Raw genomic sequence first — 12,987 nt, 5'->3', positions numbered from 1 at the left:
GAATGAATCAAGTTTTCGCGGGATCAGGTGTTCGTGTCGCCGGTGTCCCCGCCCTCGTCCGCAGGCGCTGACGTGGCGGAGGTCACCGAGGCGGTGGGAGATGTCTGTTCGGGGGTCGGAGCTGCGGTTTCGGGTGGGTCCGTAGCCGGCGGTGAGGTCGGGCCCGGCGGCGGGGACGGGGTCGGTGGGCGCGAGGTCGTCGCCGGACTCGACGTCGCCGACGGGCTGGGCGTTGGGCTGGTGGTCGCCGACGGGCTGGACGTGGGGCTGGTGGTGGTCGACGGGCTCGGCGAGTCCGACGGACCGGACGCGGTCGGCGTCGAGCTGGTCGGCGTACCCGACGGCGTCGCCGATGGTGCGCCGGACGGCTGGACGTCGGGTCGACCCGATCCGCCCCCGCCGCCGCTCGGCGACAGGTGGTCCCCGTCGGGCGTACCCGACCGGCCCCGGGAGGGCCCCTCCGTCGACGCCGACGGCTCGGCCGACGCGGAGGCCAGGACCGATGTCCGTACGTGCGTGTCGGCATGCTCGCAGGCGACACCCGCCAGGCTGAACCGCTCCGGTGTCTCGTGCCCGCCGGATTCGACGCGGCCGTGCAGGGTCGCCGTCACGCCCGTGCCCGGTTCCGACGGCTCGGCCAGCCGCAGGGTCACCCGCTGCTCGTCGTGCATCCAGGCAGCGCCCCGCACGTCGAGGAGGTGTTGGCTGGCCGGCAGGGTGAAGGTCAGCGCCGGTTGCCCGGCTGAGGGTTGCCCGGTCCCCGTCACGCTGATCTGCGCCATGAAGTGACCGTCGGCCGCCTGCTGGGCCCGGTACTGCACGGCGCAGCCGGCCTCGGTGGCCTGCGGATCGGCCGAGCCCTCGTTGGCGGTGACCAGTCCCGGCAGGATCCCGGCCAGCGCTGCCGCCGCTGCGGCAGACGCGGCGAACAGCAGCCCGCGACGCCGCCCGGCGACCGCCGACCGGCCGGCCCGTCCATCGGCCGGCCTGGTGGGGCCGGCGACCACCCGGGTGGGTGCGGCGACCGGGGTGGGCGCGGAACCCGGTGCCGGCCGCAGGGTCACGGTCACTCCGGCCAGTGCCTCGGCGAGTTCGGCCGCGCCGGGACGCCGATCCGGATCGGTCGCCAGGCACCGACCGATCAGGTACGCGTGGGAGGCGGACAGCCCCTCGACGCTGGGGACGGACACCGGTTCGTGCGGGGACCGCTGGGGAGCCTGACCGGTGAGGCACTCGGCGAGGACGACGCCGAGGGCGAACAGGTCACCCGCCGGTACCGCCTCCGCTCCGGCGGTCAACTCCGGCGGCAGATAGCTCGGGGTGCCCCACACCTGCCCGTCCGGCTCCGCCGGGTCGTCACCCGCGCCGGCCGCGATACCGAAGTCGACCACCTTCACGCCGCTGTCGGTGAGCATGATGTTGCCGGGCTTGACGTCCCGGTGCACGATGTCCTGCTCGTGCGCGGCGGCGAGTGCCGCCGCCACCTGCTGACCGATCCGCAGCGCCTCGTCTGCAGGCAGCGGGCCAGCGGCACGGAGACGGGCGGCCAACGTCGATCCGGCGACGAACTCCATCACCAGGAACGGGGTGGGTGTGCGGGTCAGGTGCCGTTGCTCGCCGTAGTCGTAGACCCGGGCGACGCCAGGGTGGTCCAGCCGGGCGGCGGCCAGCGCCTCGCGGCGGATGCGGTCGCGGGCCGCAGGGTCGCCCAGCAGCGGTGCCGACAGCAGCTTCACCGCGACGGTACGCTGCAACCGCAGATCGTAGCCGCGCCAGACGGTGGCCATGCCGCCCCGGCCGACCGGTTCGTCGAGCCGGTAACGCCGCTGCAGACAACGCACGAGCCACAACCTCCCGCTCCGGTCGCGCACCCCCGGCGGGGTGTCCCGTCGGCGGATCGCGTCCGGTCACCGCCCTGGTCGACTATCGCGCTACCCCCGGCCGGAGGCGGGAAAACCCCTGGTCAACCAGTTGGTAAGCCTCGATTCGTGATGTCACGCGACCGTCACACGTTCGCGCGGCACTCGTCATCCCGCAGGGCATCTCTGGGAAAAGGCCCTGTTTCGAGGAGGCGACGACATGCGCAACCGACCTCTTGCCCGCTGGACCACGCGACGTGTGCGCGCTGCCGGCGACCTCGCAGTCCATCCGGTCGTGCGGGGCGGCCGAGGAGGTGCCGTTCCGCACGGCGTCCGGCACGCGGCGGTCGCCACCGCGCTGGCGGCCGTACTGGCCGTCACCGGCTGCGCCCGCGAGCCGGTGGCGGAACCGCCACCTCCGTCCACCGGCACCAGCCCGCCGGACACTCTGGCGCGGGTCGAGGTCGGTGCCGCGCTGACCGTGACCGCGGCGGTGGACCGGATCATCGACGAGCGCGCGATCGTCGTACGAGACATCGACCTGACCGAAGGAACCCTGCTCGTGCTGACCCGCCAGGCGGTGGAGGCGGCCCCGCCGCAGTTGCTCAGCGTGGAAGGGACCGTGGTCCGCTTCTCGTACCGCAGCCTCGCGGCCCGCCACGACCTGACCGACCCGGCGGCCTACCGCCCGTTCGAAGGACAGAAGGCACTGGTAGCCAGTCAGGTTACCGTGTGGCGGTGACGGGATCCGCGCAGGCGGCCGCGCCGCGGTACTACGGCTTGCGGGCGACCAACCCGACGAAGGTGTGGTAGGTGTCGCTCTGCTCCGGTGCGGTCTCCTCCGGGTCCGGTCGCCACGCGGCCACCGGCACCAGGCCCGGTTCCAGCACCTCCAGGCCCTCGGCGAAGGAGAGGATCTCCTCGTCGGTACGCCAACGACCGGTGCCGAGGGACTCGTTGAAGATGCGCTCGACCTCACGCGCCTTCCGGGAGGCATCCGGGTGCCGGTCCCCGGGATCACGGAAGTGGGAGATCGCGACGTAGCTGCCCGACGGCAGGGCGTCGATCAGCCTCGCCGCCACCGCCTTCGGGTCCTCGTCGTCCGTGAGGTGGTGCAGAATCGCGAAGAGCAACAGCCCGACGGGGCGGTCGAAGTCCAGGAACCGGCGGACCTCCGGGTGTTCCAGGATGGCCTCCGGCGACCGGATATCGGCCTGGACCACCGTCGCGGTTCCGGCGTCGGCCAGCAGCGCCCGACCGTGCGCCAGCACGATCGGATCGTTGTCGACGTAGACCACCCGTGCCTGCGGATCGTGGCGCAGGGCCACCTGGTGCACATTGCCCTGAGTGGGCAGACCGGAACCGAGATCGAGGAACTGGCCGATGCCCTGCTCGGTGAGGAAGCGCACCGCCCGACGCAGGAAGGCCCGATTCGCCTGGCCCGCCTGCGGGCCGTCCGGCGTGATCCTGAGCGCGTGCTCGGCGACGGCGCGGTCCACCGCGAGGTTGTCCTTGCCGCCGAGCATGAAGTCGTACACCCGCGCGATGCTCGGCACGCTCATGTCGACCCCGGACGGTGCCACCTCTTCATTCGCCACAGTTCGTCTCCTCGTCCACACCGGATCACAGTCGGTCGAACCGCTCGGGCCGAGCGCCGGACCGAGTGTAGCCAAGCGCCCAAGCGTGTTCGGTCGGCGTCGCCGCCGCACCGTGATCGACATTCTGCGGCAGACACCGCCGACCATCCTAAGTGGTCTGTCTGCCGGCACGCTCACGCCGGTCCACCTCAGCCTTGACCTGCACCACGGTGTGCCGAACATCCGGCGACCGACGCATGGTGCGGATCTGGTCACCTACCGTGCTGTCGGCGCACCATCTCGGCGATCCAGGTGGGCGCGTACGGGGAGGTACAGCCCGGAGAGGTCGGATAGTCCTGGAGCACTCCCAGACGCTCCCCGATGTCGATCGCGCGGGCACGGTGCTCGGCGTGCGCAATCCCGATCTGCGCCAGGCAGTGGTTCATCGCCCACTGCAGACGGTCCGGCGCGTCCTTCATCTCCGCCTCGATGACGTCGAGCAGCCCGGTGAGGTCAAGCTCCTCAGGCTTCGCGGCCACCCGGTCGGTGGTCAACGCCCAGCCGGCGCTGGCCACCACGGGATCCGGATCGACGAACCACGTACGGCGCAGCTCCTCGCAGTGCGGGCTCTTCCGCACCACGTAGTTCACCAGCCAGTCGTGCACCTTGGGTCGCCGCGCCTGGCGCAGCATGGTGTCCAACTGGCCGCGCTCGAACGCCTTCGGACGGCAGATCAGGATCGCCAGGAGTCGCGCCGCGGTGTCGCCCGTCTGCCACAGCTGCCACGCGAGGTCCTGCTGCGTCTTCAGCCGCTTCGCGAGGGCGCGCAGCTTGCTGAGGTTCACACCGTGATCGTCACCGTGCCTCTCGTTCACCTCGCGCGTCCTCGGGTCCGCAAGCTCGGCCAGCTTCGCCATCACCTGCGCCACCGTCGTCCCGGTCAACGTCGTCTCGGCCACCTCGACCCCCTGTTCGTCACTCGCCACGGAAGCGTACGACGAAGTGCACCGTGGGTGACTGACTGCCCGCGTCCGTGTGCCGGATCGCGGGTGTCGAAGCCTGTCGGTGGGCGGTGCCAGAATGCCGCGCAACCGATCGTGGGAGGTTTCATGGGTGCCTGGGACAGCGGACCGTTCGACAACGACACCGCCGCCGACTGGTGTGGCGACCTCGATAAGGCCGACGCCACCCAGCGTCCGGCGCTGGTCCGCAAGGCCCTGAACGAGGCCGCCGTCGAGCAGGACTACCTCGACGCCGACATCGCCTGCGAGGCAATTGCCGCAGCCGCGATCGTGGCCGCGCACCTGCCCGGTGGGCAACCCATCAGCTCACCGTACGCGCCGGAGGTCCTCCGCGACGGCGGCCGACTCGACCTGCCCGCCGACCTGCCCGCGCTGGCCGCGAGCGCGCTCGACCGGATCATGTCCGCGAATTCCGAATGGCACGACCTGTGGCAGGAGGCATTCGCCGATGACGACAACCGGGCCTTCGACACCGTCCGTGAGCTGCGCCGGACACTGACGGCCTGATCCGGGACGGGTGGGTCTGCGGTCGACCGGATCACGGCTCGATGAGGTAGGACGGGGGCCTCTCGGGAATCCGTGCGATCCGTGCTCACCTGGGCAGGGATGCCACCCAGGTGAGCACGCGCTCGACGTCCGCGCGGGTCCAACCGATCGCGGGATCGATCGACACGAGCAAGGTCGGTACCGAACGGGCAGCGGCCCACCGCCGGCCGACGGCGGTGTGGTTGTCATCGAGCCACGCTGCCGGTCGATCGGCGGCCACGGCATCCACGGCCGGCACCTTGAGTTCAGGATCGAACGGCACCGGTGGGAAGCCGACCACCGGCAGCGGCCCGACGCCGAGCAGCGGCAGGTAGAGCTCGTTGGCGTCCTCGCCCCAACCCGTCGCCCACCACAGCTCCCCGGCGACGGCCAGTTCCCGGATCCAGTCGGCATGCGCCACGCAGTAGCGCTGCGGGTCTTCCCCGTCGAAGAGGACACGTTCCTGGTAGCCGTCAGGGCAGGTCGGTGCCGCGAAGGGATTCAGTACGCCGTCGAGGTCCAGGAAGATGACGGGTACGTCGGGCCGTCCCGCGCGGTGGGGATTCAACTGACGCACAAGGTCGGCAGGGACCCTAGGACGCCTGGCGGACGGGCATGTCGGCCCGCCAGACCTCGGCCAGGTCGCTGAGGGGGACATCGAGGGCCTGGCTGAGGCAGACCACGGTGCCGAACGCCGGCGCGGGTAGCCGGCCCGCCTCGATCTTGCGCAGCGTCTCGGGGGAGATGCCGGCTGCCAGGGCCACGTCGACGAGGCTGCGGCCGGCCCGGGCGGCCCGCAGGGCGGCTCCGAGGCGCTGGCCCGCGGCGATCTGTTCGGCGGTCAGTGGTTGGCGAACCATGCCAGCAGGATATCCCCTCCCGAGCAGCCCCAGCGCGACGTGGTATAAAAATACCGCAGGGATGAGGGAGGCTTCATGATCGAGCTCAAGTCGGCCGAGGAAATCGATCGGATGGCGGTGACCGGCCAGTTCGTCGGCGAGTTGTTGGCCGAGCTGAGCGGTGTCGCCGCGGTCGGCGTCAACCTGATGGACCTTGAGCACCATGCGCGCCGCCGCATCAACGAACGCGGTGCCGAGTCCTGCTACTGGGATTACGCCCCCTCGTTCGGCCGTGGTCCGTTCCGCAACGTGCTCTGCCTGTCGGTCAACGACGCAGTGCTGCACGGTCTCCCCCACGACTACGTCCTGCGGGACGGCGACCTGCTCAGCATCGACATGGCGGTCGGCATCGACGGCTGGGTCGCCGACTCCGCGCTCTCCGTCGTCGTCGGCAACCCCGACCCGGCCGACCTGAGGCTGATCGAGGCCACCGAGGTCGCACTGGAAGCCGCCATAACGGCCGCCCAGCCCGGCGGCCGCCTGGGCGATGTCTCCGCCGCGATCGGCGAGGTCGCCCACTCCTACGGCTACCGGGTCAACGCCGAGTTCGGCGGTCACGGCATCGGTCGCACCATGCACGAGGCCCCGCACGTGGCCAACAGCGGCCGCCCCCGTCGCGGCCTGAAACTCGACCCCGGCCTGACCATCGCCATCGAGCCCTGGCTCTGCCGGTCCACCGACAAAATCAGGTACGACACGGACGGCTGGACGATCCGGTCGGCCGACGGTTCCCGCACCGCCCATTCGGAGCACACGGTCGCCGTCACGGACTCCGGCCCCCGGGTCCTGACCCGCCGTCCCGCCCACGGCGCCGGCCCCGCCGATCCCGCCGAGAAGTCCGCCTCCCACTCCTGACCGGCGCAACCCGGTGCGGTCGGCCGGACCGCCGTCTCACCGGCTGTCGCCCACCCGCAGGGCCGCCAGCCAGGCATGTCCCGGATGTACCCGCCCCAGCAGCCGGGTCAGCGTGTCGCGTTGGGTACGGGTCAGCAGTGAAACGACACCGTCGAAGTCCGCCTGATCCTTGGCGCGTACGTGCTTGGCCTTGAAGAGGAGGACCAGCTCAGGGCGCAGGTACGGAATCCGGTCCGGGCCGCGCCGGATGATCTCGGGATAGGGCAGCCGGATCGTCGCGTCTCGCCGGCAGATCCACACCTCGCCGTCGTGTGGCTCACGCATGACGTCAAGCAGGTAACGTCCCGTTGCCGGCTCGCGCAGCCACGTCTGTCGGGTGGCGCTGAGCACCTGCGGCGTCGCCGCTTCCCAGATCCGCCCCGCACCTACGGCGTCGAAGGTGAAGTCGGCAAAGTGTTCGCGGATGCCCGGGAACCCGCCGCCTGGCACACCGATCTCGATGTCGTGGTGCTCGCGGGTCTGCTCGCCACGGAACAGGTCCAGGGCCCAGCCGCCCGCGACGTACCAGGGCACGGCGGTCCCGGCCAGGCGCCGTGCTACCTCTTGCGGTGTCCAGCAGGCGGCCCAGCGGGCCTCGATCTCGTCGAGTGACACCTCGACGCCGCCGTCCGGTAGTTGGCCTGCCACTCACCGACGATATCCCTGTCGACATTCGACCCACCGTCCGCAGCCGTGCGGCCTGGGCCGGCAGGAACCGGTCGACGCCCGCCCGGTGGGTTATCGGGGCGTCAGCACACCGAACTCGTTGCCGTCGGGATCGGTCAGCATGACCGTGCCGTCCTCGCCGACCTCGAGCCGCGTGGCGCCGAGGGACACCAGCCGGTCGACCTCCGACCGCTGATCACCGTGGGCGGGTGGAGCAAGGTCGAAGCGCTGCCGGTTCCTTCCCTGCTTCGGTGCCACGGGCGGACCACCCCAGGCGACCTTCGTGCCGCCACGCGGTGACTGCACGGCGGTCTCCTGGTCCTGATCCCACACGAGCGGCCAACGCAGCGCCGTACTCCAGAACAGGCCGACCTCCCGGGTGCCGTCGCAGGCGATCTCACCGAGAAGTCCGCAACCGGCGAGGAACTTGTTGCCCGGCTCGATGACGCAGAACTCGTTACCTTCGGGGTCGGCCAGCACGATGTGCCCCTCCTCCGGGCGCTGCCCGAGGTCGATGTGGCCGGCGCCGAGGGCGAGCGCCCTGGCCACCGTCTGCTGCTGGTCGGCCAGGCTGGCGCTGGTGAGATGCAGGTGCAAGCGGTTCTCCCCCACCCGCTCCGCGCGACTCGCCACGAACCGGAGGCCGAGCTGCGTGTCCGTGCCCGGGAGAAACGCGCCGCCGGCGTCGTGGACGACCTCCCGGCCGAGCAGCCCGGCCCAGAACTGCGCCAGCCGCAGCGGCCCGCTCGCATCGAAACAGACCGCTGTCAGCTGACACGTCACTGCATCCCCCGATCGTCGGCTGACCGCACTCGCCAGCGCGCCATCGTCGCCCGTCCGGGTGCAGCGTAGGAAAGCGTGGTGCCGGGCACAGCCGAATATTCGGCGAGCCTGCGCGATCGCCAGCGGCGATGAAAATCCGCTGGCCAGTACCACGCTTTCACCCGCCCTACGGGTCAGCAGCCGAGACGCCTGGTGGACAGGGCGATGTCGTCGATCCAGAGGTCGAACTCGCCGGGGGTCGTGCCACCCTGGTAGAGCTGCCAACCGATCTTCACGGTGTTCACCGTCGGCAGGATGAACGGCACGTCGTTGCCGCCGTGTTCGGTGGTGGAGGCGGTCAGCTCCGGGTTCGCCACCCCGTCGATCCACACCGCGACGCGGTTGTCCGCAGGGTCGAGCTGCCACTCGAAGCACTGCCAGGTGTCCTCGACGACCGGGGCGGACTCGCGCCAGTTGGTCCAGTCGCCGGTCGGCCCACCGTCGGCGCCGACCCCCCAGAAGATTCCGGGGACCGTGGGTGCGTACTGCCCGCCGATCGGACGGACGATCTCCGAACTGCCGGTGCCGGTCGCCTCCACGAGGGTGAAGTGCGCCCAGTCGGGGCCGGTGGGGAAGGCGTCGACGCGCAGCCGCATCCGGCCGTAGAAGCGATTGCCGGGCGCGGCGAAATCGTCGACGCGCAGGAAGGCACGGCCGTTGTCGACCGTGTGGATGTGCAACACCTGGTTGCCACGGCGGGCACGTTCCACAGTGAGCGTGCCGTTGCGTGTGTCGATGCCCCAGTCCAGGGTGCTGGCGCCGCCAGGCGGCAGGCGCTCGAAGTCCTCGCAGAAGAGCATGTGCCGGGCGCAGGAGCCTCGGTGGGAGGCACCCGCGGCGTCGGACGGGACACTGCCGACCGTGACGCCGACCATCAGGGCGGTCAACGTGGCAAGAAGGCTGCGCATGTTCTCCTCCAGGAGCTGATTCCCACCACGGCGACGTGGCAGGGCTACGGCGTCCGACGCCGGACAGGTGACGTTCCAAGGGCTGCGGGCAGCGGCGGAAGACCTGGCAGCCCGGGTTGGCGCGAAAGCCCCGATCCACCTCGCCCCCACCGCGTCACGCTTGGAAGCGTTCCCATATATAGCAGATGCTGAATTTCTTCGCGCGCCGCCGCCAAACAGGAGCCGGCACGACCGGCCACCGCCACGTTGTGTACTTTCGAGTAGACACGCGCTTACGTACACGCGAGCATCAACAACGGTGGAGGTCGAGGTGGCCGGTGAACAACCAGAGCGGGTAGGCCGCCTGCCTCGCGCTCAGCGCCGCGAGCAGATCCTGGCCGCCGCGACCGAGGCGTTCGCGCGCAACGGGTTCGCGGCCACCGGCTTGGACGAGATCGCCACCGAGGCCGGGATCACGCGAGTGATCCTCTACCGGCATTTCGACTCCAAGACCGATCTTTACCAGGCGGTCCTTGACCAGATGTGCGCCCGGCTGGAGGCTCACGTCGACGAGCCGGTCGGTGGGTTCAGCGACGCCAGCATCGACGGCCTCATCCGGGCAGCGGTCGAGTGCCCCGCCGGATTCCGACTGCTGTTTCAGCACGCCCTACGCGAGCCAGAGTTCAACGAACGCATCGAGAAGTTCCACTCCGACATCACCGCTGCCGCGTACCCGCAGATCTCGGCGGTCGTACCGGACGAGGCACTGGCGGGCTGGGCTGCCCAGCTTGCACCGGTGGTGGCCATCGAGGCCATCATCGCCTGGCTCGACGCCGGTCAGCCCGATCCCGCGAGAGCTGCCACCCGAGTCCGCAAGGCGGTCATGGGGGTGATCGATGCGGCGGCTAACTCCGATGTGGACTGCGCCCTTCCCCATCCCGCCGAGCAGGTAGGACCATCATCATGAACAGCCCCGCCAAGAGGAATATTGCCGAGACGCCGACGGCCAGGCAGCGGCGGGTGTGGGACAGGTCCGCACCCAGCTACGACAAGCAGATCGCGTTCTTCGAGCGGGTCCAGTTCGCTGGTGGCCGCGAATGGCTGGGTGCCCGCGCGCGTGGGCGGGTGCTGGAGGTCGCCATCGGCACCGGTCGGAACCTGCCGTACTACCCCCAGGACGCGACGGTGGTGGGCGTCGATCTGAGCCCGGCGATGCTGGACATCGCGCGGCGGCGTGCCGCAGACCTCGGCCGCGCGGTCGACCTGCGCGAGGGCGACGCGGAGGAGTTGCCCTTCGCACCCGCATCGTTCGACACCGTCGTCTGCGCCCTCTCACTCTGCAGCATCCCGCACCCGGCGCGGGCGATCGACGACATGAAACGCGTCCTCGTGCCCGGCGGCCGGCTGCTCCTGTTGGATCACATCGGTAGTACGTGGCCAGCGGTTCGCGCCGCGCAGTGGCTACTTGAACGGCTCACCATACGCGCGGCCGGCGAGCACTTCACCCGCCGCCAGCTGCCACTGGTACGGGCGGCAGGGTTCACGATCGTCGAGGCCGAGCGGTCGAAGGCCGGCACCGTCGAACGCGTACACGCGGTGAGGTCCGACTGAGTAGCCGGCGTCCGCCAGAGAGTCGAGCATTACTCGCCTTAATATGAGTTAACTGATATAGATCAAATCCTATGGATTCCGGTTAGGTTGGCGGTGGCCCATCTGATCCGGCTGGCGCCCCACCGAGGCGCCCGGCAGCGGCACCGGCCAGGTCAACGGGCTGCGACACCCGCAGCACCGTCGCCCAAACCCCGAGGGCGGAGCGCGGCGGGACAACCCCGCCCCGATCGCGGCGCACCCCCGATCCGCGCCGCCGTTTCCACAGGAGGCAACTAGATGAGACGAGTCTTCACCCTCGCGGCAGCAGCGATCCTGCTGCCCGTCGGTGCCATCGCCGTCGCGGTAACCCCCGCCGCAGCGGCCCCGCTGCCCACCCCCGACACCGCCACCGCCACCGTGGCGGCCGCATCGTCGGAGATGCTCGCCGCGATGCAGCGTGACCTGGACCTGAGCCCGACCGAGGCGCGCACCCGGATCGCCCGGGACGACAAGGGAACCAGGACGGACGCCAGCCTGCGCCGGTCCCTGGGATCGTCGTACGCCGGTGGCTGGATGACCGCCGACGGCCTGGTCGTCGCCGTCACCGGAAAGGCCGCAGCCAACCGGGTCAAGGCCGCCGGTGCGCGGGCGACGATCGTCGAGCGCAGCGGCGCCGAGCTGGACCGGATCAAGGCGACCCTGGACCGGCACGCCGCCAAGGCGCCGGCCGGCGCGGTTCCCGGCTGGTACGTCGACGTCACGACCAACACCGTCGTGGTCCTCGCCAGCGGGAACACCGCTACGGCTGCGGAGTTCGTCCGCACGAGCCGCGTCGACGCCACCGCGGTCCGGGTGGTCAGCACCACCGAGGCTCCCCGAGTGCTCTACGACGTCCGTGGCGGCGACGCCTACTACATGGGCGGGCGCTGCTCGGTCGGGTTCTCGGTGACCGGTGGCTTCGTCACCGCCGGGCACTGCGGCCGCACCGGCACCGCCACGCAGGGCTACAACCAGGTGGCCCAGGGCACCTTCCGCGGCTCGTCGTTCCCGGGCAACGACTACGGCTGGGTCCAGACCAACTCGAACTGGACGCCGCAGCCGTGGGTCAACAACTACTCCGGTGGCAACGTGACGGTGGCCGGTTCCACCGAAGCCGCCGTCGGTGCGGCGGTCTGCCGCTCCGGCTCGACCACCGGCTGGCGGTGCGGCACCATCCAGGCCAAGAACCAGACCGTCAACTACGCCGAGGGCTCGGTAAGCGGGCTGACCCGCACCAACGCCTGCGCCGAGCCGGGCGACTCGGGCGGTTCGTGGCTGTCCGGCCAGCAGGCCCAGGGTGTGACCTCGGGCGGCTCCGGCAACTGCTCCTCCGGCGGGACCACCTACTTCCAGCCGGTCAACGAGATCCTCTCGGCGTACGGCCTGACGCTGCGCACCAGTGGCGGCGGCAACGAACCGCCGCCGCCCACCGGGTGCAGCGGCTACGAGTCGACCTACACCGGCAGCATCTCCTCCGGCCAGAGTCGGTACCAGCCGAACGGCAGCTACTACTACTCGTCCACCTCGGGCACCCACCGCGGCTGCCTGGACGGACCGACCGGCGTGGACTTCGACCTCTACCTGCAGAAGTGGAGCGGATCGGCCTGGGTCGACGTGGCCGGCTCCTACAGCGCCGGGCCGGATGAGTCGCTGACCTACAACGGCACGGCGGGCTACTACCGCTTCGAGGTGCACGCGTACAGCGGCTCCGGCAGCTACTCGCTGGGCATCACCAACCCCTGACCCTTCGACGACCCGGCGGCGGGGTGCGGATCGATCCGCACCCCGCCGCTTGGCGTGCCCACCGGTGACCGGTCGAGGCCCTGATCCGACACCCGCGGCGCGTGCTCTGGTTCTGTTCGACCAGCAGCCGGCGGACACGCCGGAGGCGTACCGAAATCCGGCTGGCCGCGCGATCGGGACGGGCCTCCGACGGTCCCGGCGTTCGTGACCGGACTGGGCGGACTTCTGATGGCGGGCCGGAGGGCAGGCGCGGCGCAGATCGCGATGCCCGGCGACACCGGTCCAGGTCAAAGCCGGCAGGACGAGAATTGGTCCGGACACCATGTCGGGTCCGGACCAATCCCCAGAGTCGGTCAGCGTTGCAGGGTCAGTACTCCTGGGCGGTAGGGCAGGAGGCCGTAGTCGCCGCCGGAGTTGGGGGAGCGGCCTTGGTAGAGCAGTTGCAGGTTGCAGGGGTCGATGGT

The 12,987-nt window shown here is 70.6% G+C and carries 14 protein-coding genes; 6 read left to right on the top strand and 8 right to left on the bottom strand.

What is annotated here, in order from left to right:
- Nucleotides 1-23: 23 nt before the first annotated feature.
- Complete coding sequence (locus ACFY2A_RS18875; protein WP_387173114.1) at nt 24-1,841, bottom strand: serine/threonine-protein kinase; 1,818 nt, start codon at nt 1,839-1,841, stop codon at nt 24-26.
- 238 nt (nt 1,842-2,079) lie between these two features.
- On the opposite strand from ACFY2A_RS18875, the gene ACFY2A_RS18870 reads away from it, so the two are divergent.
- The gene (locus ACFY2A_RS18870) at nt 2,080-2,601 is read left to right on the top strand and encodes a hypothetical protein (protein WP_387173112.1); all 522 of its coding nucleotides are present in this window, start codon (nt 2,080-2,082) and stop codon (nt 2,599-2,601) included.
- Between the two features lie 31 nt (nt 2,602-2,632).
- On the opposite strand, the gene ACFY2A_RS18865 is transcribed toward ACFY2A_RS18870, so the two are convergent.
- Complete coding sequence (locus ACFY2A_RS18865) at nt 2,633-3,457, bottom strand: SAM-dependent methyltransferase (protein WP_387173110.1); 825 nt, start codon at nt 3,455-3,457, stop codon at nt 2,633-2,635.
- A gap of 251 nt (nt 3,458-3,708) precedes the next feature.
- Complete coding sequence (locus tag ACFY2A_RS18860) at nt 3,709-4,422, bottom strand: DNA alkylation repair protein (RefSeq protein ID WP_387173108.1); 714 nt, start codon at nt 4,420-4,422, stop codon at nt 3,709-3,711.
- Between the two features lie 123 nt (nt 4,423-4,545).
- Here ACFY2A_RS18860 and ACFY2A_RS18855 point away from each other — a divergent pair, with 123 nt between their 5' ends.
- Nucleotides 4,546-4,965: a DUF4259 domain-containing protein gene (locus ACFY2A_RS18855; RefSeq protein WP_363925007.1), complete on the top strand. Its 420-nt coding sequence runs from the start codon at nt 4,546-4,548 to the stop codon at nt 4,963-4,965.
- Nucleotides 4,966-5,050: 85 nt separating this feature from the next.
- Here ACFY2A_RS18855 and ACFY2A_RS18850 read toward each other — a convergent pair whose 3' ends face one another.
- Together ACFY2A_RS18850 and ACFY2A_RS18845 are read right to left on the bottom strand one after the other, a co-directional pair.
- Complete coding sequence (locus ACFY2A_RS18850; protein WP_387173106.1) at nt 5,051-5,551, bottom strand: hypothetical protein; 501 nt, start codon at nt 5,549-5,551, stop codon at nt 5,051-5,053.
- A gap of 25 nt (nt 5,552-5,576) precedes the next feature.
- Nucleotides 5,577-5,843 carry a helix-turn-helix transcriptional regulator gene (locus tag ACFY2A_RS18845; RefSeq protein ID WP_363925005.1) on the bottom strand — a complete coding sequence of 89 codons (267 nt, stop codon included), beginning with the start codon at nt 5,841-5,843 and terminating at the stop codon, nt 5,577-5,579.
- A 75-nt stretch (nt 5,844-5,918) separates the two neighbouring features.
- Between ACFY2A_RS18845 and map the strand changes: the two genes are divergently transcribed.
- Nucleotides 5,919-6,737 carry a type I methionyl aminopeptidase gene (map, locus tag ACFY2A_RS18840; RefSeq protein ID WP_387173103.1) on the top strand — a complete coding sequence of 273 codons (819 nt, stop codon included), beginning with the start codon at nt 5,919-5,921 and terminating at the stop codon, nt 6,735-6,737.
- Nucleotides 6,738-6,773: 36 nt separating this feature from the next.
- Here the strand turns inward: map and ACFY2A_RS18835 are convergent, their stop codons facing one another.
- The 3 genes from ACFY2A_RS18835 to ACFY2A_RS18825 form a co-directional block, all read right to left on the bottom strand.
- Nucleotides 6,774-7,424, bottom strand: coding sequence for a nucleotidyltransferase domain-containing protein (locus ACFY2A_RS18835; RefSeq protein WP_387173101.1), 651 nt, complete (start codon nt 7,422-7,424; stop codon nt 6,774-6,776).
- Nucleotides 7,425-7,514: 90 nt separating this feature from the next.
- Nucleotides 7,515-8,225 carry a VOC family protein gene (locus ACFY2A_RS18830; RefSeq protein WP_387173099.1) on the bottom strand — a complete coding sequence of 237 codons (711 nt, stop codon included), beginning with the start codon at nt 8,223-8,225 and terminating at the stop codon, nt 7,515-7,517.
- 173 nt (nt 8,226-8,398) lie between these two features.
- The gene (locus tag ACFY2A_RS18825; protein ID WP_387173097.1) at nt 8,399-9,172 is read right to left on the bottom strand and encodes a hypothetical protein; all 774 of its coding nucleotides are present in this window, start codon (nt 9,170-9,172) and stop codon (nt 8,399-8,401) included.
- A 298-nt stretch (nt 9,173-9,470) separates the two neighbouring features.
- On the opposite strand from ACFY2A_RS18825, the gene ACFY2A_RS18820 reads away from it, so the two are divergent.
- The 3 genes from ACFY2A_RS18820 (at nt 9,471) to ACFY2A_RS18810 (ending at nt 12,523) form a co-directional block, all read left to right on the top strand.
- Complete coding sequence (locus ACFY2A_RS18820; protein WP_387173095.1) at nt 9,471-10,118, top strand: TetR/AcrR family transcriptional regulator; 648 nt, start codon at nt 9,471-9,473, stop codon at nt 10,116-10,118.
- Complete coding sequence (locus ACFY2A_RS18815; protein WP_387173093.1) at nt 10,115-10,762, top strand: class I SAM-dependent methyltransferase; 648 nt, start codon at nt 10,115-10,117, stop codon at nt 10,760-10,762. Before ACFY2A_RS18820 ends, ACFY2A_RS18815 begins: the two co-directional genes overlap by 4 nt.
- 276 nt (nt 10,763-11,038) lie before the next feature.
- Nucleotides 11,039-12,523, top strand: coding sequence for a S1 family peptidase (locus tag ACFY2A_RS18810; RefSeq protein ID WP_387173091.1), 1,485 nt, complete (start codon nt 11,039-11,041; stop codon nt 12,521-12,523).
- Nucleotides 12,524-12,987 lie beyond the last annotated feature (464 nt).

It is taken from the genome of Micromonospora sp. NPDC000442 (assembly GCF_042898635.1).
Classification (GTDB): Bacteria; Actinomycetota; Actinomycetes; order Mycobacteriales; family Micromonosporaceae; genus Micromonospora.
Note: the sequence above shows the minus strand (reverse complement) of the source record. Positions and strands in the feature narration are given on the sequence as shown.

Coding starts and splice junctions, on each gene's coding strand:
- ACFY2A_RS18870 (WP_387173112.1), top strand. CDS start 2,080: ATGCGCAACCGACCTCTTGCCCGCTGGACCACGCGACGTGTGCGCGCT.
- ACFY2A_RS18855 (WP_363925007.1), top strand. CDS start 4,546: ATGGGTGCCTGGGACAGCGGACCGTTCGACAACGACACCGCCGCCGAC.
- ACFY2A_RS18845 (WP_363925005.1), bottom strand. CDS start 5,843: ATGGTTCGCCAACCACTGACCGCCGAACAGATCGCCGCGGGCCAGCGC.
- map (WP_387173103.1), top strand. CDS start 5,919: ATGATCGAGCTCAAGTCGGCCGAGGAAATCGATCGGATGGCGGTGACC.
- ACFY2A_RS18825 (WP_387173097.1), bottom strand. CDS start 9,172: ATGCGCAGCCTTCTTGCCACGTTGACCGCCCTGATGGTCGGCGTCACG.
- ACFY2A_RS18815 (WP_387173093.1), top strand. CDS start 10,115: ATGAACAGCCCCGCCAAGAGGAATATTGCCGAGACGCCGACGGCCAGG.
- ACFY2A_RS18810 (WP_387173091.1), top strand. CDS start 11,039: ATGAGACGAGTCTTCACCCTCGCGGCAGCAGCGATCCTGCTGCCCGTC.